Source organism: Brevundimonas sp. M20 (genome assembly GCF_006547065.1).
In the GTDB taxonomy this organism is placed as follows: domain Bacteria; phylum Pseudomonadota; class Alphaproteobacteria; order Caulobacterales; family Caulobacteraceae; genus Brevundimonas.
The window spans coordinates 1,752,590-1,770,869 of record NZ_CP041243.1 but is presented as its reverse complement, the minus strand read 5'-3'; the positions used below and the strand labels follow the sequence as shown (position 1 = coordinate 1,770,869).

General features: G+C 67.8%; 24 protein-coding genes. 17 read left to right on the top strand and 7 right to left on the bottom strand.

Annotation, left to right across the window (positions count from 1 at the left end; genetic code table 11):
- Window positions 1-82 precede the first annotated feature (82 nt).
- The 4 genes from rplM to FKQ52_RS08460 all read left to right on the top strand — a co-directional run bounded on the left by rplM (window position 83) and on the right by FKQ52_RS08460 (window position 2,186).
- Window positions 83-556 (top strand): 50S ribosomal protein L13, encoded by a 474-nt coding sequence (rplM, locus tag FKQ52_RS08475; protein ID WP_141628291.1) that lies wholly within the window; start codon window positions 83-85, stop codon window positions 554-556.
- A 2-nt stretch (window positions 557-558) separates the two neighbouring features.
- Window positions 559-1,044 carry a 30S ribosomal protein S9 gene (gene rpsI, locus FKQ52_RS08470; protein WP_141626783.1) on the top strand — a complete coding sequence of 162 codons (486 nt, stop codon included), beginning with the start codon at window positions 559-561 and terminating at the stop codon, window positions 1,042-1,044.
- A 147-nt stretch (window positions 1,045-1,191) separates the two neighbouring features.
- Window positions 1,192-1,776 (top strand): 2'-5' RNA ligase family protein, encoded by a 585-nt coding sequence (locus FKQ52_RS08465; RefSeq protein ID WP_141626782.1) that lies wholly within the window; start codon window positions 1,192-1,194, stop codon window positions 1,774-1,776.
- Window positions 1,777-1,838: 62 nt separating this feature from the next.
- A complete protein-coding gene (locus FKQ52_RS08460; protein WP_141626781.1) occupies window positions 1,839-2,186 on the top strand; it encodes an arsenate reductase in 348 nt (115 codons plus the stop codon).
- Window positions 2,187-2,254: 68 nt separating this feature from the next.
- On the opposite strand, the gene FKQ52_RS08455 is transcribed toward FKQ52_RS08460, so the two are convergent.
- Both FKQ52_RS08455 and FKQ52_RS08450 read right to left on the bottom strand, forming a co-directional pair.
- Window positions 2,255-4,477, bottom strand: coding sequence for a glycoside hydrolase family 3 N-terminal domain-containing protein (locus FKQ52_RS08455; RefSeq protein ID WP_141626780.1), 2,223 nt, complete (start codon window positions 4,475-4,477; stop codon window positions 2,255-2,257).
- Between the two features lie 143 nt (window positions 4,478-4,620).
- Complete coding sequence (locus FKQ52_RS08450; RefSeq protein WP_141626779.1) at window positions 4,621-4,860, bottom strand: DUF2188 domain-containing protein; 240 nt, start codon at window positions 4,858-4,860, stop codon at window positions 4,621-4,623.
- 239 nt (window positions 4,861-5,099) lie between these two features.
- Here FKQ52_RS08450 and FKQ52_RS08445 point away from each other — a divergent pair, with 239 nt between their 5' ends.
- Genes FKQ52_RS08445 through FKQ52_RS08435 form a run of 3 tightly spaced genes read left to right on the top strand, consistent with a single transcriptional unit; the run spans window position 5,100 to window position 6,390 of the window.
- On the top strand, window positions 5,100-5,510 hold the full coding sequence (locus FKQ52_RS08445; RefSeq protein WP_141626778.1) for a hypothetical protein: 411 nt from the start codon (window positions 5,100-5,102) through the stop codon (window positions 5,508-5,510).
- Between the two features lie 27 nt (window positions 5,511-5,537).
- The gene (locus FKQ52_RS08440) at window positions 5,538-6,077 is read left to right on the top strand and encodes an RNA polymerase sigma factor (protein WP_240811597.1); all 540 of its coding nucleotides are present in this window, start codon (window positions 5,538-5,540) and stop codon (window positions 6,075-6,077) included.
- Window positions 6,067-6,390, top strand: a complete 324-nt coding sequence (locus tag FKQ52_RS08435) for a hypothetical protein (RefSeq protein ID WP_141626777.1) — start codon at window positions 6,067-6,069, stop codon at window positions 6,388-6,390. The genes FKQ52_RS08440 and FKQ52_RS08435 overlap by 11 nt, the downstream gene beginning before the upstream one ends.
- Here FKQ52_RS08435 and FKQ52_RS08430 read toward each other — a convergent pair.
- Window positions 6,354-7,166, bottom strand: a complete 813-nt coding sequence (locus FKQ52_RS08430; protein WP_141626776.1) for an endonuclease/exonuclease/phosphatase family protein — start codon at window positions 7,164-7,166, stop codon at window positions 6,354-6,356. The genes FKQ52_RS08435 and FKQ52_RS08430 overlap by 37 nt on opposite strands.
- 156 nt (window positions 7,167-7,322) lie before the next feature.
- Here FKQ52_RS08430 and FKQ52_RS08425 point away from each other — a divergent pair, with 156 nt between their 5' ends.
- From FKQ52_RS08425 to FKQ52_RS08390, 8 genes are all read left to right on the top strand, one after another.
- The gene (locus FKQ52_RS08425) at window positions 7,323-7,700 is read left to right on the top strand and encodes a DUF6249 domain-containing protein (protein WP_141626775.1); all 378 of its coding nucleotides are present in this window, start codon (window positions 7,323-7,325) and stop codon (window positions 7,698-7,700) included.
- 25 nt (window positions 7,701-7,725) lie between these two features.
- Entirely contained in the window at window positions 7,726-8,280 is a 555-nt protein-coding gene (locus FKQ52_RS08420) for an RNA polymerase sigma factor (protein ID WP_141626774.1), read from the top strand.
- The gene (locus FKQ52_RS08415; protein ID WP_141626773.1) at window positions 8,270-8,680 is read left to right on the top strand and encodes a hypothetical protein; all 411 of its coding nucleotides are present in this window, start codon (window positions 8,270-8,272) and stop codon (window positions 8,678-8,680) included. The genes FKQ52_RS08420 and FKQ52_RS08415 overlap by 11 nt, the downstream gene beginning before the upstream one ends.
- A gap of 57 nt (window positions 8,681-8,737) precedes the next feature.
- Window positions 8,738-9,574, top strand: coding sequence for a 3-methyl-2-oxobutanoate hydroxymethyltransferase (gene panB, locus FKQ52_RS08410; protein ID WP_141626772.1), 837 nt, complete (start codon window positions 8,738-8,740; stop codon window positions 9,572-9,574).
- A gap of 204 nt (window positions 9,575-9,778) precedes the next feature.
- Window positions 9,779-10,570 (top strand): tetratricopeptide repeat protein, encoded by a 792-nt coding sequence (locus tag FKQ52_RS08405; RefSeq protein ID WP_141626771.1) that lies wholly within the window; start codon window positions 9,779-9,781, stop codon window positions 10,568-10,570.
- A gap of 23 nt (window positions 10,571-10,593) precedes the next feature.
- Window positions 10,594-12,009, top strand: a complete 1,416-nt coding sequence (locus FKQ52_RS08400; protein ID WP_141626770.1) for a PQQ-like beta-propeller repeat protein — start codon at window positions 10,594-10,596, stop codon at window positions 12,007-12,009.
- A gap of 32 nt (window positions 12,010-12,041) precedes the next feature.
- Window positions 12,042-13,664, top strand: a complete 1,623-nt coding sequence (gene der, locus FKQ52_RS08395; protein WP_141626769.1) for a ribosome biogenesis GTPase Der — start codon at window positions 12,042-12,044, stop codon at window positions 13,662-13,664.
- Window positions 13,665-13,723: 59 nt separating this feature from the next.
- Complete coding sequence (locus FKQ52_RS08390) at window positions 13,724-14,281, top strand: lysozyme inhibitor LprI family protein (RefSeq protein WP_141626768.1); 558 nt, start codon at window positions 13,724-13,726, stop codon at window positions 14,279-14,281.
- Here the strand turns inward: FKQ52_RS08390 and FKQ52_RS08385 are convergent.
- Both FKQ52_RS08385 and FKQ52_RS08380 read right to left on the bottom strand, forming a co-directional pair.
- Window positions 14,205-14,612, bottom strand: coding sequence for a LytTR family DNA-binding domain-containing protein (locus FKQ52_RS08385; protein WP_141626767.1), 408 nt, complete (start codon window positions 14,610-14,612; stop codon window positions 14,205-14,207). The two genes, FKQ52_RS08390 and FKQ52_RS08385, sit on opposite strands and share 77 nt — an antisense overlap.
- A gap of 84 nt (window positions 14,613-14,696) precedes the next feature.
- On the bottom strand, window positions 14,697-15,452 hold the full coding sequence (locus FKQ52_RS08380) for an SDR family NAD(P)-dependent oxidoreductase (protein ID WP_141626766.1): 756 nt from the start codon (window positions 15,450-15,452) through the stop codon (window positions 14,697-14,699).
- A 67-nt stretch (window positions 15,453-15,519) separates the two neighbouring features.
- Here FKQ52_RS08380 and FKQ52_RS08375 point away from each other — a divergent pair, with 67 nt between their 5' ends.
- Both FKQ52_RS08375 and FKQ52_RS08370 read left to right on the top strand, forming a co-directional pair.
- Complete coding sequence (locus tag FKQ52_RS08375) at window positions 15,520-15,792, top strand: CopG family ribbon-helix-helix protein (RefSeq protein WP_141626765.1); 273 nt, start codon at window positions 15,520-15,522, stop codon at window positions 15,790-15,792.
- The gene (locus FKQ52_RS08370) at window positions 15,789-16,106 is read left to right on the top strand and encodes a type II toxin-antitoxin system RelE/ParE family toxin (RefSeq protein ID WP_141626764.1); all 318 of its coding nucleotides are present in this window, start codon (window positions 15,789-15,791) and stop codon (window positions 16,104-16,106) included. The genes FKQ52_RS08375 and FKQ52_RS08370 overlap by 4 nt, the downstream gene beginning before the upstream one ends.
- 25 nt (window positions 16,107-16,131) lie before the next feature.
- Here FKQ52_RS08370 and purF read toward each other — a convergent pair whose 3' ends face one another.
- Window positions 16,132-17,646: an amidophosphoribosyltransferase gene (gene purF, locus FKQ52_RS08365; protein WP_141626763.1), complete on the bottom strand. Its 1,515-nt coding sequence runs from the start codon at window positions 17,644-17,646 to the stop codon at window positions 16,132-16,134.
- A gap of 26 nt (window positions 17,647-17,672) precedes the next feature.
- Window positions 17,673-18,269, bottom strand: a complete 597-nt coding sequence (locus FKQ52_RS08360) for a CvpA family protein (RefSeq protein ID WP_141626762.1) — start codon at window positions 18,267-18,269, stop codon at window positions 17,673-17,675.
- Window positions 18,270-18,280: the final 11 nt, after the last annotated feature.

The window sequence follows — 18,280 nt, the reverse complement described above, 5'->3', positions numbered from 1 at the left end:
CCTCTATCAGCGCGCCTTCCGTTCCTCCGGTCCGCCGGAAGAGCACACCGTTTCGCCCGTCTCCCAAGGACTCCTCGTTATGCTGAAGAGCACCACGGCTTCGCTGAAGCCGGCCGAGGTCGAGAAGAAGTGGATCCACATCGACGCCGAAGGCGTCGTGGTGGGCCGTCTCGCGACCTTCATCGCCAACCGTCTGCGCGGCAAGCACCGCGGCGACTACACCCCGCACGTCGATTGCGGCGACTATGTCATCGTGACCAACGTCGACAAGGTCGTCTTCACCGGCAAGAAGAACACCGACAAGGTGTACTACCGTCACACCGGCCACCCGGGCGGCGTCAAGGAAACCACCCCGGCCAAGGTGCTGGGCGGTCGTTTCCCGGAACGCGTCCTGGAGAAGGCTGTCGAGCGCATGCTGCCGAAGGAAAGCCCGCTGGCCCGCAAGCAGATGACGCACCTGCGTCTGTTCGCCGGCGCCGAGCACAGCCACGCCGCCCAGTCGCCCGAAACCATCGACTTCGCCTCGAAGTCGGCCAAGAACACCCGGAGCGTCTGAGCATGACCGACGTCACCACCGAAAACACCGGCTTCGACGCCCTGAAGGGCCTGTCGAGCGCCGCTGAAGACGCCGCCCCCGCCGTCCAGAAGCTGGACGCGCAAGGCCGCGCCTACTCGACCGGCAAGCGCAAGAACGCGATCGCCCGCGTGTGGGTGAAGCCGGGCACCGGCAAGTTCACCATCAACGGCAAGGACCAGGAGCAGTATTTCGCTCGTCCGGTTCTGCGCATGATGATCGCCCAGCCGCTGGTCGTCACCGAGCGTGAAACCCAGTTCGACGTGATCTGCACCGTCGAAGGTTCGGGCCTGTCGGGCCAGGCCGGCGCGATCCGCCACGGCCTGTCGCACGCCCTGACCCACTACGAGCCGGAACTGCGCAAGGTTCTGAAGCCGCACGGCTTCCTGACCCGCGACAGCCGCGTCGTCGAGCGTAAGAAGTACGGCCGCGCCAAGGCCCGCCGTTCGTTCCAGTTCTCGAAGCGCTAATCGCGTTTCCGCAATCTGGAAAAGGGGCGCTTCGGGAAACCGGAGCGCCCTTTTCTTTTGAACGCGACTTTCCTTTGACCGGTGCGGGCGACGCCTGCTTTGAAGCGGCTTCGGGCTGACGGTCGATCTGAAGGCCGATCTGAAGGGATGATGATGACGGCGCAGGGCGGCTTTGACTTCGGAACCGCGCAGAGCATTGAGAGGCTGTTCGTCGGCCTGATGCTGCCCGCCGCGCAGGCCGAGCAGGCCGCGGAGGTGCGTCGCCGATCACGCGAACTGTACGGGCTGGGCGGCGGCGAGATCCGGTCGGATCGGCTGCATGTGACCCTGATCCACGTCGGCGACTATGCGGGCAGCATCCGCGCCGATGTCGCGGCCGATGTGTCGGCGGTGATCGCCGAAATGGAGCGGCCCTCTTTCGTGGTCTCGTTCGACCGGGTCGGCAGCTTCGGCGGCGCGCCGGGCAAGCATCCGCACGTCCTGCTGGGCGAGGCAGGCGTGGAGGCGCTGAAGGCGTTCCGCTTGAGCCTGTGGGAGGCGATCCACCGTCGCCTGAAGAAGACGCTGTCGAATCCGCAGTTCAATCCGCACGTCACCCTGATGTACGGCGATGCCCGCCTGCCGGATCGGGCCGTGGCGCCGATCTCATGGCGCGCGACGGAGGTGGAGCTGATCCACAGCGAGGTGGGGCGTTCGGTCTATCACACGCTGGGGCGCTGGCCGCTGGGTTAGGCGGCATGACGCCGCCCGCGAATTGTGGGAGACGCGGGGCCTGACACAGCGAGGCTCCGACCATGACCATCACCCTCTACGGCATTCCCAACTGCGACACGGTCAAGAAGGCGCGCGTCTGGCTCGAGCAGAACGGTCAGGCGTTCGCCTTCCACGACTACAAGAAGGCCGGGATTGATCGGGAGACGCTGGCGGGCTGGGTGGCGACGCACGGATGGGAGATCGTGCTGAACCGCGCGGGGACGACGTTCAAGGCCTTGCCGCCCGAGGACAAGGCGGACCTGACGGCGGAGAAGGCCATCGGCCTGATGCTGGCCAATCCGTCGATGATCAAACGTCCGGTGCTGGACGTCGACGGCCGCACGACCGTGGGCTTCAAACCCGAGATCTATGCGGCCGTGTTCGGCTGAGGGGAGTTTTCAGGAGCGAAATCTGAGCCGGGCTGGACGCTGTCCAACCCGACCGATTTCGCTTCGCTTCAGACCAGGGTGAACTGGGCCGGTTCGCCCGACTGGGCGCTGGGCGCCAGCCAGACGTCGAACAGGCCCGGCTCGACCGTCGGGGTCAGGTCACCGCCGAGGAAGAGCAGGTCCGCGAACTTCAGCGTCATGGAGGTTTCGACGCTGGCGCCCGCCGGGACAGTCACGCGCTTGAACGCCTTGAGCAGGCGCACCGGCTGGGTGATCGAGGCGGCGCGGTCGCGGATGTAGAGCTGGACCACCTCCGAGGCGTCGCGCTCGCCGCCGTTGGTCAGGGTGACCGAGACCGTCAGTTCGTCGTCACGCGTCATCGTCGGCGACGAGACGGTGACCGCCGAATAGCGGATCGGCGCATAGGTCAGGCCGTGTCCGAACGGATAGAGGGCCTCGTTCGGCACGCCGCGGAATTTGGTGGTGAACTCCCGGTCGGTCGGGCGCGAGGGGCGGCCGGTCGACTTGTGCGCGTAATAGAACGGCGACTGTCCCGACTTGTAGGGGAAGCTGACCGGCAGGCGGCCGGTGGGGGCGTGGTCGCCGAACAGGACGTCGGCGATGGCGTTGCCGCTCTGGGAGCCCAGGAACCACGTCACCAGAATGGCGGCGGCGCCGTTGACCGCGCCCGACAGCTCCATGCCGCGACCGTTGCGCAGCAGGACCACGACCGGCTTGCCGGTGGCGGCGACCGCCTCGGCCAGCGCCAGTTGCGCGTCGGGGATGGTGATTTCGGTGCGGGACTTGGATTCCGCCGACATCTCGCTGGATTCGCCGATGGCCAGCAGGACCACGTCGGCGTCCCCGGCGGCCAGGACGGCGGCCTCGATGCCGCCCGCCAGCGGGGCCTCGACGTCCGAGCCCTTCACGACGGTCAGGTGAGCGTCGTCGCCGAGCGCGGCGCGCACGCCCTCTTCCAGCGACACCGCCAGCGCCATGTCCTTGAACACGGACCACGGCCCGAACACATCGGTCTTGTCGGCGCCGAACGGGCCGATCAGGGCGATGCGCTTGCCGGTCCTGGGCAGGGGCAGCAGGTCGCCTTCGTTCTTGAGCATCACGATGGACTTGCGGCCGGCCTCGCGGGCGAGGTCCAGATGCTCGCGGCTGCCGGTGACGCGGCGCTCGGTGCGCACGTCCGAGCCCCGGTAGGGATCGTCGAACAGGCCCAGCGCGGCCTTGGTCATCAGCACCCGGCGGACGGCCTGATCGACACGCTCGACCGGCACGTCGCCCGACTGGACCAGTTCGGGAATGTGCTTGATGTACAGGCCGCTCTTCATCGACATGTCGACGCCGGCCATCAGGGCCAGACGCGCGGCGTCACGGCCGTCGGCGGCGTAGCCGTGGGCGATCAGTTCCTGCTCGGAGGTGTAGTCGGAGACCACGAAGCCGGCGAAGCCCCACTCGCCGTGCAGCACGTCGGTCAGCAGCCATTTGTTGCCACTGGTCGGCACGCCGTTCAGGTCGTTGAAGGCGCTCATCACCGACAGGGCGCCCGCGTCGAAGGCGGCCTTGAACGGCGGCAGATAGACCGAGCGCAGCATCTGCTCGCTCATGTCGGTCGAGTTGTAGTCCAGGCCGGCTTCGGCGGCGCCGTAGGCGGCGAAATGCTTCGGCGTTGCGACCAGCGACGACCAATGGGTCAGGTCATCGCCCTGGAAGCCCCTGGTGCGGGCGATGGCGAACAGGTTGTTCAGCAGGACGTCCTCGCCGGCGCCCTCGACCACGCGGCCCCAGCGCTGGTCACGGGCCACGTCGACCATGGGGGCGTAGGTCTGGTGCACGCCCGCGGCGCCGCCCTCGACGGCGGCCGCGCGCGCGGTGCGCTCGGCCAGATCCAGATCCCAGCTTGCGGCCTCGCCGAGCGGGACAGGGAAGGTGGTCTTCAGGCCGTGGACGATGTCGGCCGCGAACAGCAGGGGAATGCCGAGACGGCTTTCCTTGACCGCCATGTCCTGGACATAGCGAGTCGAGGCGGCGCCGACGCCGTTGAACAGGGCGCCGATCCGGCCCGCGCGAATGTCGGCGGCGGTCTGGGCCTGATCCGAATCGAAGGTGTCGCCGGGATTGATTCCCTCGGGACGCCAGCGGAACGGGTCGTTCATCAGATTCAGCTGGCCCGCCTTCTCCTCGATCGTCATGCGGGCGATCAGGGCGTCGACGCGGGACAGGTTTTCCTGCGCCTTCGCGGCGGCGATACGGGGAGCCATCATCATTCCGGCCATCATGGCGCCTCCTGCGAGAAGTCTTCTACGGGAAGGGGCTGAGCTGCGCAGTTGATGCATGTAACCGGTTCCACTGAAGTCGGGGCACGACTAGCGGGCATGGATCGCCGCGCCTAGTCCGAAATCATAAAAACCGGTTGCGGCAATCAGCCCTCGACGCTCGTCTCCGGGCGATCATGACCGTCTGCGCGCTCGGTGATCCACTGTCCGTCAGTGTTTTCCCATTCGATCCAGGCGTCCTGATCCGACACCTTCTGCTCACGCGAGGCGGTCACGGCGGCGGCGCGGGCGGCGTCGTGGCTGGGGAAGGTTTCCGAGAAGGTGTCGCCCAGCTTGTAGGCCCAGCCTCCGTCGTGTTCGACGATGCGATAGGTGACCTGGACCATGATGCGGCTCCGGAAAAGGGGAGGGATGTCGGACGGGCTGTTCGCGGACGGCGACAGCGACGCGTTCGCTGATTCCTACGCCGTGGAAGGCCGTTCGGCTAGCGGGGCCTTGCGAGGTTCGGCGCGCGGCGTGAACCTGCCGGTGGAAAATCATCCGGTCCCGCATCCAATCCGGCAGGCGACGGCGACTACCGGATGAAAGCGCGGGGGAAAGGCTCCCGCCGACAGGGGCAATGACGATGGAAACCCTCTTCTATCAGTTCTGGTGGCTGATCTTCCCGATCGGGTTCGGGATCATGGGCGCCTACAACAGCTATCTCGGCTACCGCCGTCAGCGCGACGCGCTGAACCTGATCAAGACCTATGCGGAGAAGGGGCAGGAGCCGCCGGAGGCCTTGCTGAAGGTGCTCCAGCGGCCGCTGGAGGATAACGACTGGGACGGCGCCCCGGCGACGTCGCGGCGCCCGACGAACTACTGGTCGCTGTTCGGCCTGTTCACGGCCCTGAGCGCCGGCTTCCTGGGCTCGCGTTTCGTCATCGGGGACCTCGACCCCGGCGCGGTGACGGCCTTCAGCATCGTGGGCTTCGTCATGGGCGCGGTGGCGATCTGGGCCCTGATCAGCGCCCTGACCAGCCGCCGGGGCGGGTGAGGGGACGGAAGGGGGGGATTCCGGACCGTGAACGGCGCCCTGAGCGACGCCGAACTGGTGAGCCGCGCGCTCGCCGGTTCGGACGCGGCCTTCTCGCGGCTGGTCGAGCGGCATCAGGCGGCGGTGCGGGGCTTCCTGCGTCGCTTCCTGGGCAGCGGCTGGGCCGAGGCGGACGATGTGGCCCAGGACGCCTTTCTGGCGGCCTGGCGCTCGCTGCGAACCCTGAAGGACCCGGCGGGCGTCCGGCCCTGGCTGTGCGGCATCGCCTGGCGCAAGGCGCAGGACCGGATCCGCGGCTCCCGACGCGGCGCGGCGCGGGACGCGAGCTGGCTGGAAAGCCTGGAGCTTCCGGCCGGGGTGTCGCCGGAGGAGAAACTGGCCTTGCAGGCCGCCATGGCGGAACTGCCGCCCGACGTCAGGGGCTGCGTGGCCCTGTGTCTGGGCGACGGCTGGTCGCACGGCGAGGTTTCGCTGGCGCTGGGCTTGCCTCTGGGGACGGTGAAGTCCCATGTTGCCCGTGGACGTTCGCGCCTGCTGAAGGCGCTGGGAGGGTCCGATGACGCCTGAACAGAAACTCGCCGCCCTGTTCGCCGCCGAGGCCCCGCCCCGACGCGATTACGCCTTCGAGGCCGATGTGGCCGAGCGGGTCGCGCGGCGGCGCGCCTGGCTGACTGTCGTGGCGATGCTGCCCTGGCTGACGGTCGCGGGCATCGTCCTGTGGGCGCTGGCGCCGATCCTGATGCGGCTGTCGGGCGAGGTCGCGCCGGTGCTTTCGCCGGTGGCGATGGTGCTGGGGCTGATCGCCGTGGCCGGAGGCGGCGCTCTTTGGCTGTCGGGCCTGCTTCAGCGCAGGGTCAGGGTCGCCGCGACGCCGAAATGATCTGACGGATATTCGCCGCCGGTCGGCTGATCCCCGAGCAGCGACCAGACACCCGGCGCGAACCGGGCGCGTTCGGCGAAGATGTGGTCGATGACCCGGTTCGGATGGCCCTTGGCGGGGTTCAGCGTCGTCTGGACCGCGCCGCGGGGCAGGGCGCTGAAGAAGCGTTCGCCGGTCAGGACGTTCAGGCCCGCGTCTTCCTGCACCGCGTTGAAGTCTCCCGTGACCACCAGCGGGGTTGCGTCGTTCGGCAACCAGCCCAGCAGATCGGCGATCTGGCGCGCCCGCACGGCCTGGGCGTCCTGCTGCCAGGCCAGATGGGTGTTCACGACATCGACGGCCCGACCGCCCACATCGACCCGCACCCGCAGGGCGGTGCGATAGTCGTCCAGCGGCTCGAGCTTCCTCGAATCGCTCGCCAGAAGCGGCAGACGGCTGAGCACCGCATTGCCGTAGCGGCGCGGCGCGCCCTCCGGGTCCGTCGAGACGAACCGCATCTCATAGCCGCCCAGGGCATCGGCCAAGGTCCGCGCCTGATTGGGCAGGCCGACGGCGGCGTCTTCCAGCACTTCCTGCAGGGCGATGACGTCGGCGTCGGCGGCGCGCACGGCCTCGATCAGCAGGGGCTGCCGGGCGGCCCAGTCGCCCATGTTGTGCCAGATGTTGAAGGTGGCCAACCGCAGGGTGCGTTGGGCGGTGACGGGCGCCGGGGTGGAGGCGCAGGCGGCCACGGGGGCGGCGGCCATTCCGGCCAGAACCGTGCGGCGATCCATCATAACGATACTCCCTGTTTCGCCCTCTCTAGCGCGCTCGCGCCGCCTTACGAAAGTTTCACGCGAAGGTTCGCATCCATACGCCCATATCGCCGCCTCTTGTCGTCAGAAGGCCGGAACGTCAGGCTCCGGTTCAAGACATTCAAAAAGGTCGTCGTCATGGACTTTGAACTTCTGATCCCGCTGTCCCCCTTCATCATGATCGTCGCCATCGTCGGTTTCCAGACGATGCAGAAGGTCAAGGCGCAACGGGAGATCCAGACCACCCTTCGATCCGCCATCGAGAAAGGGCAGCCCCTGCCGGCTGATGTGATCGAATCGATGAGCGCCTCGATCCATCGCCCGCCGTCCGCGACCCGCGACATCCGCCTGGGCGTGATCCTGCTGGCGGTCTCCGTCGGTCTGGCGCTGTGCGGCGCGGCTCTGTCCTTCTTCGAGGAAGAGATCATGTACGGCATGCTCGCGGTCTCGGCGATCCCGGCCACCGTCGGCGTGGCCTTCCTGGGTCTGGGCTTCTTCAACAAGAACAAGGACTGAGGTCGGGCAGGACAGGGGAACCCTCATGGCCCAGGCCCTGGTAGATCGGCACGATGTCGAGCTCGCCGCCTCAGCGGCGGCGGGCGGACGTCGGGAGTTCGGCGAGCTGGTGCGGCGTCACGGCTCGGCCGTGCGCGGCCTGCTGCGCCGGATGGGCGCCCAGCCCGCGCTGGCGGACGACATCGCACAGGACGCCTTCATCCAGGCGTTCGAACGCTGCGCCGAGTTTCGCGGCGAGGGCACTTTCGCCGCCTGGGTGAAGCGCATCGCGGCCCGCCTCTACATCAAGCGGGTGGCCAAGGAAGCCCGCTATGTCGCTGAAGTCGAAACCGAAGAGGTCATCGCCGCGCCCGATCCGGGCGGGCTGATGGACCTCGATGAAGCCCTGAAGGGGTTGAGCGAGGTCGAACGGCTGTGCGTGTCCCTGTGCCACGGCGCGGGGATGGCGCATCCGGAGATCGCCACGGCCCTGAATTTGCCACTCGGCACGGTGAAGTCTCATGTCAAACGTGGTCTGGATAAACTCCGCGCGCGGCTACAGCCCGCAGACTCAATGGGGAGGACGCAGCATGTCGGCTGAAGAGTTCGATCCGGCGATCGAGCGCCTGTTCGCCCGGGCGCCGTCCCTGCCGGACGCGCCGCTGTTCACGGCGGAAGTCGAGCAGCGTCTGCAACGCGGTTCCCGCCTTCGCTTTCTCATTCTGGGCCTCGCCAGCGTGCTGGGTCTGGGCGTGGCGGCGCGCGAGGTGCTGACGGTTCGTCTCAGCGCGGAGCCGGGCGAGTCCGCGGCGCTGGTGGGGCATGGGCTTCAGGCCGCCAGCGTCAACGCGCAATCGGTCCTGCAGGATGGACTGGATCGCTTCGGGCTGGGTTCGATGGATCTGGCGCCGGTCGGCGGAATGCAGATGTTCTGGGTGGCCGCCGCCGGTCTGATCGCGGTGGCGTCGATCGGGCTGTTGCGTCTGTCCCAGGAAGTGTGAGGTGACGGTGGGGCTCCGGACGCCTATCTAGGCGATGTCCTGAACCGGAGCCTCCCCATGTCCAGCCAGAAGCAGGAAACCGTCCGTCGCCTCGCCGCGCCCGATATCCGGGCCCGCAAGGGCGGGGAGCCGCTGGTCTGCCTGACCGCCTACGACGCCCCGACCGCAGAGATTCTGGACGCCCACTGCGACCTGCTGCTGGTCGGCGACAGCGTCGGCATGGCGGTGCACGGCCTGCCCAACACGGTCGGCGTGACGCTGGAGATGATGATTCTGCATGGTCAGGCGGTCATGCGCGGTTCGAAGCGCGCCATGGTCGTGATCGACATGCCCTTCGGCAGCTATGAAGGCGCCAAGGAAGTCGCCTACGAGAACTGCGCGCGGGTGATGAAGGAAACCGGCGCCCAGGGCGTGAAGCTGGAAAGCGGCCCGACGGTGGCCGAGACCATCGCCTATCTGGTCCAGCGCGGCATTCCGGTGATGGGGCACGTGGGTCTGCGTCCGCAGGCGGTGCTGACCGACGGCGCCTTCAAGGCCAAGGGCCGAACCGAGGAAGAGCGCCTGCGGGTGATCGCCGAGGCCGAGGCCACCGCCGACGCCGGCGCCTTCGCCGTGGTCATCGAGGGTGTGGCCGAGGGGCTGGCGCGCGACATCACCGAGGCCATCGACAAGCCGACGGTGGGCATCGGGGCCTCCGCCGCCTGCGACGGGCAGATTCTGGTGGTCCACGACATGCTGGGCGTGTTCGACTGGACCCCGAAATTCGTCCGCCGCTACGCGGATCTGAAGAGCGAGATCGACCGGGCCGTGGGCGCATACGCCGCGGACGTCCGGAGCCGCCGTTTTCCTGCCGAAGTCGAGACCTACTTCTCGAAAAAGCCCGTCGCGCAGTAAAGCCTGCGTTGCGGGCGCGCGGTTGACCCTCTAGAGGCCGTCAAGCGGAAGTGGACTTCGGTTCCGCCGCACGGACGGGCTCCAGTAGGGATCTCGACCATTTTTTGGATTCAGGTCGTTCCGACCTGAAGCAAAAATGGTCTAGGGTCCGGCCGGATTGAAATTCAACGGTTCTGTGGAGCCGTTCTTTGGGGCGACCATTCAGTGTCTGATGTCTTCGAGCAGGTCGAGGAGGAGCTTCGCTCCGAACGGTACAAGCGTCTCGCCCGCGTGTGGTTGCCCATTGTCGGCGGTGTGCTGGTCGTCGCGCTGATCGGGGCACTGGCGTTCTGGGGCTGGCAATCGTGGGAGACCTCGAAGGCGGACAAGGCCTCCATCGCGATGGAGCGAGGGCTCGAATCGCTCCAGTCGAACAACCCGGTCGGCGCCGACGCCGCCTTCGCCCAGGCGGCGAAGGAGGGGAACAGCGCCTACAAGGCCCTGGCGCTGCAACACCGCGCGGGCATCGCGCTGGACGCCGGTCGTGACGCCCAGGCCCTGGCCTTCCTCGATGAAGCCGCCGCCGCCTCGCGCGATCCGCTGATCTCCGGCCCGGCCGCCTACAAGGCCCTGCTGCTGGCGATGGACATCGAGACCCTCGAACAGGTCACCAAGCGCGCCGAAGCCCTGAGCGGCGACGACCGCCCGTTCAACGCCTTCGCCCAAGAAGCCCTGGCCCTGGCCCTGCTGCAACACGGCAAGCCGAACGAGGCCAAGGCGATCCTTGTCGTCCTGAAGAACGACATCGACACGCCGCCGCTGGTCAGCCAGCACGCCCAGATCGCTCTGGACGCCATCGACTCCGGCGGCGCGGCCAATGTGCAGGCCATCGTCGGCCAGATGGCCGCCGCCCAGGCCGCCGCCGCCCCGAACCGGGCCCAGGCTCCGGCGCAAGCTCCGGCCCAGGCGGCCGCCGCGCCCCAAGCTCCTCAGCCCGCCGCTCCGGCCCGCCCGTGACCCCGGCCTCCAGGACGTTCGCCATGAACCGTGTGCTTAAAGTCGCCCTGCTGTGCGGGCTCGCCATGACCGCCGCCTCCTGCTCGTCGGTGCGCAACGTCCTGCCATTCGGCTTGGGCGGCAACGACGGCAACACCGCGACGGCCACCGCCGGTCAGCGGATCTCCGTCCTGGAGTTCGAACAGCAACTGGCCCCGTCGGCGGCGCTGTCGGGCCGCGACTTCTTCATTCCGGGTCCGCAGGCCGCCGTGGCCTGGACCCAGCCGGGCGGCACGGCTGAAAACTCGGTCGAGCACGTCATCGGCGCGGCGGACTTCACGGTCGCCTGGCGTCGGAACATCGGCGCGGGCTCGTCGCGGACCCATCAGGTCATGTCGCCCATCGTGGCCGACGGCGGCCGCGTCTTCGTCATGGACGGCGAAGCCACGGTTTCGGCCGTTGACGCCGCCACGGGCGCGGTCAGCTGGAAGGCCAACATCAAGCCGGACGAACGCGACGCCCCCGGCGGCTTCTTCGGCATCGGCGGCGGTTCGGGCGGCGGCGGCTTCGGCGGCGGCGTGGCCGTCGGCGCAGGCAAGGTCTTCGTCTCCTCGGGCTATCGCGTCGTCACGGCGCTGGATCAGGCCACCGGCGCGGTGCTTTGGACCACCCGCGTGGACGTGCCGATCCACGGCGCTCCGACCTTCGCAGGCGGTCGCGTGTTCGTGGTGGACGTCGAGAACCAGATGCTCGCCTTCGACGCGGCCAACGGTCAGCAGGCCTGGTCGTATCGCGGCATTCCCGAGCCTGCCCGCATCATGCGCGCGTCCAGCCCGGCCGTGACCGGCGATACGGTCATCGCGCCCTTCTCGTCGGGTGAAGTCACCGCCCTGCGCGCGGCCACCGGCCAGTCGCTGTGGAGCCAGACCCTGTCGCGCACCAGCCGCACCAGCGCCCTGTCGGAAATTCGCGACATCGCCGGTCGTCCGGTCGTCAGCCGCGGCGTCGTCTATGCGGTCGGCCATTCGGGCGTCCTGTCGGCGATGGAAGTCCGCTCCGGCCAGCCGAAGTGGCAACTGCCCATCGCGGGCGTGAACGCCCCGCTGCCGGTCGGCGACGTGGTCTATGTCGTGTCGAAGAGCGGCGAACTGACGGTGATCAACCGCGAGAGCGGACAGGTCTACTGGACGCGGAACCTCAACGAGGGCCGCGTCCGTCAGGAAGGCGGCTTCCTGGGCTTCTTCGACCGCACCGTGACCCCGGAATGGTCGGGGCCGCTGCTGGCGTCGAACCGCCTGCTGCTGACCAATTCGGACGGTGACCTGATCGCCCTCGACCCGAAGACGGGCGCCGAGACCAGCTCGATCAAGCTGGGCGGTCCCGCCTATATCGCCCCGGCCGCCTATAACGGCGCGGTCTATGTTTTGACTGATCGCGGCGTCCTGCTCAGCATTCGCTGACCAAAACCCGCGAACTGCGTTAGAAGGCCGACATGGCTCTCAAAGTCGCCATCGTCGGCCGCCCGAACGTAGGCAAGTCGACACTTTTCAATCGCCTCGTCGGCAAGCGGCTCGCGCTGGTCGATGATCGCCCGGGCGTGACCCGCGACCGTCGCTATGCGGACGGCAACATCGGGGACATGGACCTGACGCTGATCGACACGGCGGGCTACGAGGACGTCACCGACGAAAGCCTCGAGGCCCGGATGCGCGAGCAGACCGAAGCGGCGATCGACGACGCCGAACTGATCCTGTTCATGATGGACGCCCGCGAGGGCGTGACGTCGCTGGACCGCATCTTCGCCGACCGTCTGCGCAAGGTGCACAAGCCGATCATCCTGCTGGCAAACAAGTCCGAGAGCCGTGAAAGCGGCGGCGGCGTGGGCGAGGCCCATGCGCTGGGCTTCGGCGAGCCGGTGGCCATCTCCGCCGAGCACGGCGAGGGCATGGCGGACCTGTATCAGGCCATTCTGGCGGCCTCGGCCGACATCTTCATCGAAGAGGTCGAGGAAACCGACAAACCGATCCGCATCGCCGTCATCGGCCGCCCGAACGCGGGCAAGTCCACGCTGGTGAACCGCCTTCTGGGCGAGGATCGTCTGCTGGTCGGGCCGGAGGCGGGCATCACGCGCGACTCGATCTCGGTCGACTGGGAATACGAAGGCCGGGCCATCCGCTTCGTCGACACCGCCGGCATGCGCCGCAAGGCGCGGGTGCAGGAGAAGCTGGAGAAGCTGTCGGTCGCCGACACCATCCGGGCCATCACCTTCGCCGAGGTGGTGATCCTGATGATGGACAAGGACAACGCCTTCGACATCCAGGACCTGCAACTGGCCGATCTGGTCGAGCGGGAAGGGCGCGCGCTGATCTATGTCGCGTCCAAGTGGGACCTGGAGGAAGAACCCCAGTCCCGCATGGCGAAGCTGAAGGCCATGGCCGAGGACAAGCTGCCCCAGTTGAAGGGCACGCCGTTCGTGGCCCTGTCCTCGCACTCGGGCCGGGGCGTCGAGCGCCTGATGCCCGCGGTGTTGAAGGCCTATGACACCTGGTCGGTCAAGGTGAAGACCAAGGACCTGAACACCTGGCTGTCCATGGCGACCCAGCGGCACCCGCCGCCCGCCGTCGACGGCAAGCGCATCAAGCCGAAATACATGGCCCAGACCAAGGCCCGTCCGCCGACCTTCGTGCTGATGGCCAGCCGCGCCGAGGCGATGCCGGACCACTACAAGCGCTATCTGGTGAACTCGCTGCGCGAGAGCTTCGACCTGCCCGGCACGCCGATCCGCCTGATCGTCAAGTCGAGCGGCGACAACCCCTATGCCGAGGGCGGCGCCAAGTCGGGGCCGGAACGCTACAAGGGCGACGCCAAGACCGCGCCGCGCCGCGTGAAGAAGGCCAAGGAGGCCGAGGAGCGGCTGTCCAACCTGCCGGGCAAGGCGCTGGAGCAGAAGAAGACCCGCAAGCATCAGCCCAAGGTCGTCTCGGGCGTGAAGGCCAGTTCGTCCAAGAAGGCCGGCTCCTCCATCGCCGTCCAGAAGGGCGCGCGCGGCGGGGCGCGTCAGGTCTCCCGCTCGGGCCGAATTCGCACGGGTCAGAAGCACGCGCCGAAGAAGTAGGGCAGGCTCGACAAGAGCGAGGCTCGCTCTAGCTTGGCGATGTCCGCTGGAGCCCGCCGATGATTCTCGCTGTCGCGCTGTCGCTTGCCCTGCAAGTCGCGCCTTCCTCGCAGGCCGAGTCCCTGTTCGGACCGCCGGAGCCAGCCCCGAGCTATGCGCATGAGGAGCCCCGGTGCGTCCGGGACGGGAATACGCTGGAACTCAATGTCTGTGCGCTTGAGGATGTGAACGCCGAGCAGGCGCGTATGCAGCGCTATCTGGATCGGGCCCTGGAACGGGCAGCGGCCACGGATGCCGGGTCCGGCGAGTACGGCGATGAGCCGACGCGGCAGGTTGAGCTCCTGAACGCGGCGCAGAAGGCATGGGAGGCCTATGCCGAGGTCCGCTGTGATGCGCAGTGGGATCTGGTGAAGGGCGGAACAATCCGCACCATCGTTCTGATGGGCTGCCACACCGAGGCGACGCGCCAACGGACACACGACATCTGGAAAGACCATCTGACCTTCTTCGACAGCACGCCGCCGCTGTTGCCGGAGCCGATCAGGACGGTTCGGGAAGAGGCGCAGGGCGAGGCGTCTTCAGACGCGCCAACAGATCATCCCGATACGACCGGCTGACCACCAGCTCCGTTCCGCTGTCCAGCGTCAGCCGCCAGGCGCCGTCGGACAGGGGCTTCAGCGCCCGCACCCGCGCGAGGCTCACCAGCGTCGAGCGGTGGCCGCGGGCGAAGCCGTGCGGGGTGAGGCGGGCTTCCAGCGTCTGAAGGGTCTCGCGCAGCAGGCCCTCGCGGTCGCGCCAGTGGATGACGACATAGTTGGAGGCGGAGGCTCGGCCGGTCAGGCGATGGGCGCGCTCACCCTTGCGGGTCAGGACAGGCGCGATCCCGATGAGGACGGCGCCGAGGCCGCCGGCGATGTGAACAGCGAGGAGGAGGGAATAGATCGACATGGGCCGATCCGACCGGTCCTCCGGGTCCGTCTCAATCGTCGCGGGACGGATCGCGGCTCGCCGGGACGAGCCGCATTCCGTCAATCAGACCAGCGCCGACGCCTGCGGGCCTGCGTTCCATTCCTTGAAGCTGACCGTCAGCGGCGGCTCAAGGTCCGGACGAGCCAGTTCGACGATCAGCGGGCCGATGGCTGACGGGTGGATGTTCTGTTCCGGGTCTTCGCCCGGATAGGCCTGGGCGCGCAGCTGGGTGCGCATGCGGCCCGGATCGAGGATGGCGACGCGGATCGGCATGGACTCGATCTCGTCGGCCCAGCATTTCATCAGGGCCTCGGCGCCCGCTTTGGTCGCCGCATAGGCGCCCCAGAAGGCGCGCGGGACGGTGGCGACGCTGGTGGTCAGGTGGATGACGCGGGCGGCGTCCGACGCCTTCAGAAGCGGCTCCAGCGAACGGATCAGGCGATAGACGGCGGTGAAGTTGGTCTTCTCGACCTTGGCGAAGCCGCGCGGGTCGGCGTTCGACACCGGCGTCAGGCCCTCGGCGCCCATGGTCGCGGCGGCCTGCACCCAGATGTCCAGCTTGCCGAAGCGCTCATACAGGGCGCCGCCCATGCGGTCGATGCCGCCGCCGTCCACGAGGTCGAACGGGATCAGGGTCGCGTGCTGGCCGGTGGCGGCGAAAATGGCGTCGTCCAGATCTTCCAGCGCGCCCTGGGTGCGGCCCGTGGCGATGACGTGCGCGCCGGCCTTGGCGAGCGCGAGCGCGCTTTCGTAACCGATGCCGCGAGTGGCCCCGACGACGAGGGCGATACGGTCTTTGAGGGGAAGATCGGAAGTCATGGCGGCGTCGTAGGTCTGGCGAGCCGAAGGGTCAATGTGTTACATTGTGTTGTTGTTGGAGATTGCGATGGCCAAGACTGCAACGCTGAACCTGCGTGTGAGTGAATCTCTCAAGTCCAAGCTCGGCCTGTTTGCAGAGCGCACCCAAAGAACGCCGTCCGCGGTAGCCGAGCGGGCCATGGAAGCCTTTCTGGATCGGGAACTGGAAATGCTTGAGGCGGTCGAGCAATCCCGGGAAGATTTCCGCGAAGGTCGAACCGTCTCCCACGAGGACGCGATGGCTCGCATCCGCGGAACCATCGACAGACACAGATCAGACGGGCCCAGATCAAAGACGTGAGGTCCGTTCGCTGGTCCGACACGGCGTTGAACCAGTTTGACGCCGCGATCGCCTACCTGACCCAGAAGAACGAGGCGGCGGCCGATCATCTGGCTGACCGTCTGGACGAGACTGTCGCGGCGCTGGCCCGGCGGCCCATTGGTCGCCCCGGCTATTGCGAGGGCACGTATGAGAAGTCCGTACTCAGGACGCCGTATCTGATCGTCTATTCGCTGCTCGGAGGCCCCGATGGCGGATTATGGATTCACAGGGTCTTCCATACGTCGCAGGACTGGACGGGCTGGACGCCCCATCCGGACGAGGACGCGCGGTAGCCTGTCGGCGTCGGAAGCGGATGCCTCAGGCGCTGACGAGCAGCGACAGTTGCCGGGTATTGTCCTCGCGGCCGCCTTCCTCGATTTCACGGTCCAGCAGGCGGGTCGGATAGTCGCCGGTGAAGTAGTGATCGGTGAACTGCGGATTGGCGCTGTCGCGGACGCCGGCGTCCATGGCGCCGTACAGGCCGTCGACCGAGAGGAAGCCGAGCGAGTCCACCTCGAGGTAGGCGCGCATCTCTTCCAGCGTCTTGTTCGCGGCGATCAGCTGATCCCGCTCGGGCATGTCGATGCCGTAGAAGTCCGGGTACAGGATCGGCGGCGAGGCCGAGCGCAGGTGAACCTCGGTCGCACCGGCGGCGCGGACGGCGCGCACCAGCTTCACCGAGGTGGTGCCGCGCACGATGGAGTCGTCGATCAGCACCACGCGCTTGCCGGCCAGAACCTCGCGGTTCGGGCTGTGCTTCATGCGCACGCCCTTCTGACGGGCGCCCTGGCTGGGCTGGATGAAGGTGCGGCCCAGATAGTGGCTGCGGATGATGCCCATCTCGTAGGGGATGCCGCTTTCCTGAGCATAGCCGAGGGCGGCGGGCACGCCCGAATCCGGCACCGGAACGACCACGTCGGCGTCGATCGGATATTCGCGGGCCAGACCGCGCCCCATGCGCTTGCGGACCTCATAGACGGACTTGCCGTTCACGACGCTGTCGGGGCGGGCGAAGTAGACGTATTCGAACAGGCAGGGGCGGGCGGCCTTGGCCGGGAAGGGCTTCACCGAGCGCAGACCGTCGTGGTCGATCACGATGACCTCGCCGTTCTCGACGTCGCGCACGAAGGTGGCGCCGATGGTGTCCAGGGCGCAGGTCTCGGAAGCCAGAACCCAGGCGTCGCCAAGCCGGCCCAGAACCAGCGGACGGATGCCCAGCGGGTCACGGGCGCCGATCATCTTCGAGCGCGTCTGGCAGACCAGGGCGTAGCCGCCCTCGATCCGGCCCAGCGCGTCGATGAAGCGGTCGACGATCTTGGCCTTACGGCTGCGGGCGATCAGATGAAGGATCACCTCGGAGTCGGAGGTCGACTGGAAGATGGCGCCTTCCGAGACCAACTGGCTGTGCAGGTATTTGAAGTTGGTCAGGTTGCCGTTGTGGGCGATGGCGATGCCGCCCTGGTCCAGATCGGCGAACATCGGCTGGATGTTGCGCAGGAAGCTGCCGCCGGCGGTGGAGTAGCGGGTGTGGCCCACGGCCGCCGAACCCGGCATGCGTTCCGCCAGATTGGCGCCGCCGAAGGCGTCTCCGACCAGACCCATGTGGCGTTCGGTGTGGAAGCGGGCGTCGTGGACGCTGGCGATGCCGCAGGCTTCCTGACCGCGATGCTGCAGGGCGTGCAGGCCCAGGGCGACGATGGAGGAGGCTTCGTCCGTGTCCGCGCCCCAGACGCCGCAGACCCCGCATTCCAGACGCGGACGGTCGTCGTCGGCGTCTCGATGGTGCTCCCGATGAACGACGGGGGCGGCGATGGAATGGTCGAGGCGGCTCATCGTGGGGCTCCGATGAAGCAGGGGCGCTAGCGGGCGGCGGACGCGGGCGAAGTATTGTCTGTTTGGGGCGAGGGCAAGGCTTCTTCTTCCGAAAAACCTTTGCTCACGGACGAAGAGACGACCGGCGTCAGGGCGTCCACGCCCCGGCCGATGCCCGGCAGGATGATCTGGATGGCGCGGGCGGCCCCGGCGGTCAGCGGACGCACGGCGGCGTTGGTCAGCCAGCCCGGCGTTCTTTCGCCCGGCATGGCGGCGGCGATCACCAGATGGATTGCGCCCAGCAGCACCAGTCCGCGCGCCGCGCCGACGAAGACGCCGACGAACCGGTCCACGCCGCCGAGTTGCGGATGCGCCTGCGCCCGCTTCGACAGGATCGAGCCGAAGATGCGGATGCCGAAATAGATCAGCAGGAAGGTCAGGATGGCCGCGAAGATCGTTCCGGCCCAGTCGGGATTGACCAGCGCCCGGCCCAGCGGAGCCGTCAGCGGCAGGGCGATCAGGGCGATGAAGGCGGCCAGCACGAAGCTGAACAGGGTGATGATCTCGCGCGTGCCCCCGCGCACCCATCCGGCCGCGGCCGAGGCGATCAGAACCAGAATGGCGACGACGTCAAAACCGTTCATGCGCGCTCGAA

Bases quoted from the DNA above. Each gene is read 5' to 3' on its own strand.
- rpsI (WP_141626783.1), top strand. From the start codon at position 559: ATGACCGACGTCACCACCGAAAACACCGGCTTCGACGCCCTGAAGGGC.
- FKQ52_RS08465 (WP_141626782.1), top strand. From the start codon at position 1,192: ATGATGATGACGGCGCAGGGCGGCTTTGACTTCGGAACCGCGCAGAGC.
- FKQ52_RS08460 (WP_141626781.1), top strand. From the start codon at position 1,839: ATGACCATCACCCTCTACGGCATTCCCAACTGCGACACGGTCAAGAAG.
- FKQ52_RS08455 (WP_141626780.1), bottom strand. From the start codon at position 4,477: ATGATGGCCGGAATGATGATGGCTCCCCGTATCGCCGCCGCGAAGGCG.
- FKQ52_RS08450 (WP_141626779.1), bottom strand. From the start codon at position 4,860: ATGGTCCAGGTCACCTATCGCATCGTCGAACACGACGGAGGCTGGGCC.
- FKQ52_RS08445 (WP_141626778.1), top strand. From the start codon at position 5,100: ATGGAAACCCTCTTCTATCAGTTCTGGTGGCTGATCTTCCCGATCGGG.
- FKQ52_RS08435 (WP_141626777.1), top strand. From the start codon at position 6,067: ATGACGCCTGAACAGAAACTCGCCGCCCTGTTCGCCGCCGAGGCCCCG.
- FKQ52_RS08430 (WP_141626776.1), bottom strand. From the start codon at position 7,166: ATGATGGATCGCCGCACGGTTCTGGCCGGAATGGCCGCCGCCCCCGTG.
- FKQ52_RS08425 (WP_141626775.1), top strand. From the start codon at position 7,323: ATGGACTTTGAACTTCTGATCCCGCTGTCCCCCTTCATCATGATCGTC.
- FKQ52_RS08420 (WP_141626774.1), top strand. From the start codon at position 7,726: ATGGCCCAGGCCCTGGTAGATCGGCACGATGTCGAGCTCGCCGCCTCA.
- FKQ52_RS08415 (WP_141626773.1), top strand. From the start codon at position 8,270: ATGTCGGCTGAAGAGTTCGATCCGGCGATCGAGCGCCTGTTCGCCCGG.
- panB (WP_141626772.1), top strand. From the start codon at position 8,738: ATGTCCAGCCAGAAGCAGGAAACCGTCCGTCGCCTCGCCGCGCCCGAT.
- FKQ52_RS08400 (WP_141626770.1), top strand. From the start codon at position 10,594: ATGAACCGTGTGCTTAAAGTCGCCCTGCTGTGCGGGCTCGCCATGACC.
- der (WP_141626769.1), top strand. From the start codon at position 12,042: ATGGCTCTCAAAGTCGCCATCGTCGGCCGCCCGAACGTAGGCAAGTCG.
- FKQ52_RS08390 (WP_141626768.1), top strand. From the start codon at position 13,724: ATGATTCTCGCTGTCGCGCTGTCGCTTGCCCTGCAAGTCGCGCCTTCC.
- FKQ52_RS08385 (WP_141626767.1), bottom strand. From the start codon at position 14,612: ATGTCGATCTATTCCCTCCTCCTCGCTGTTCACATCGCCGGCGGCCTC.
- FKQ52_RS08380 (WP_141626766.1), bottom strand. From the start codon at position 15,452: ATGACTTCCGATCTTCCCCTCAAAGACCGTATCGCCCTCGTCGTCGGG.
- FKQ52_RS08375 (WP_141626765.1), top strand. From the start codon at position 15,520: ATGGCCAAGACTGCAACGCTGAACCTGCGTGTGAGTGAATCTCTCAAG.
- purF (WP_141626763.1), bottom strand. From the start codon at position 17,646: ATGAGCCGCCTCGACCATTCCATCGCCGCCCCCGTCGTTCATCGGGAG.
- FKQ52_RS08360 (WP_141626762.1), bottom strand. From the start codon at position 18,269: ATGAACGGTTTTGACGTCGTCGCCATTCTGGTTCTGATCGCCTCGGCC.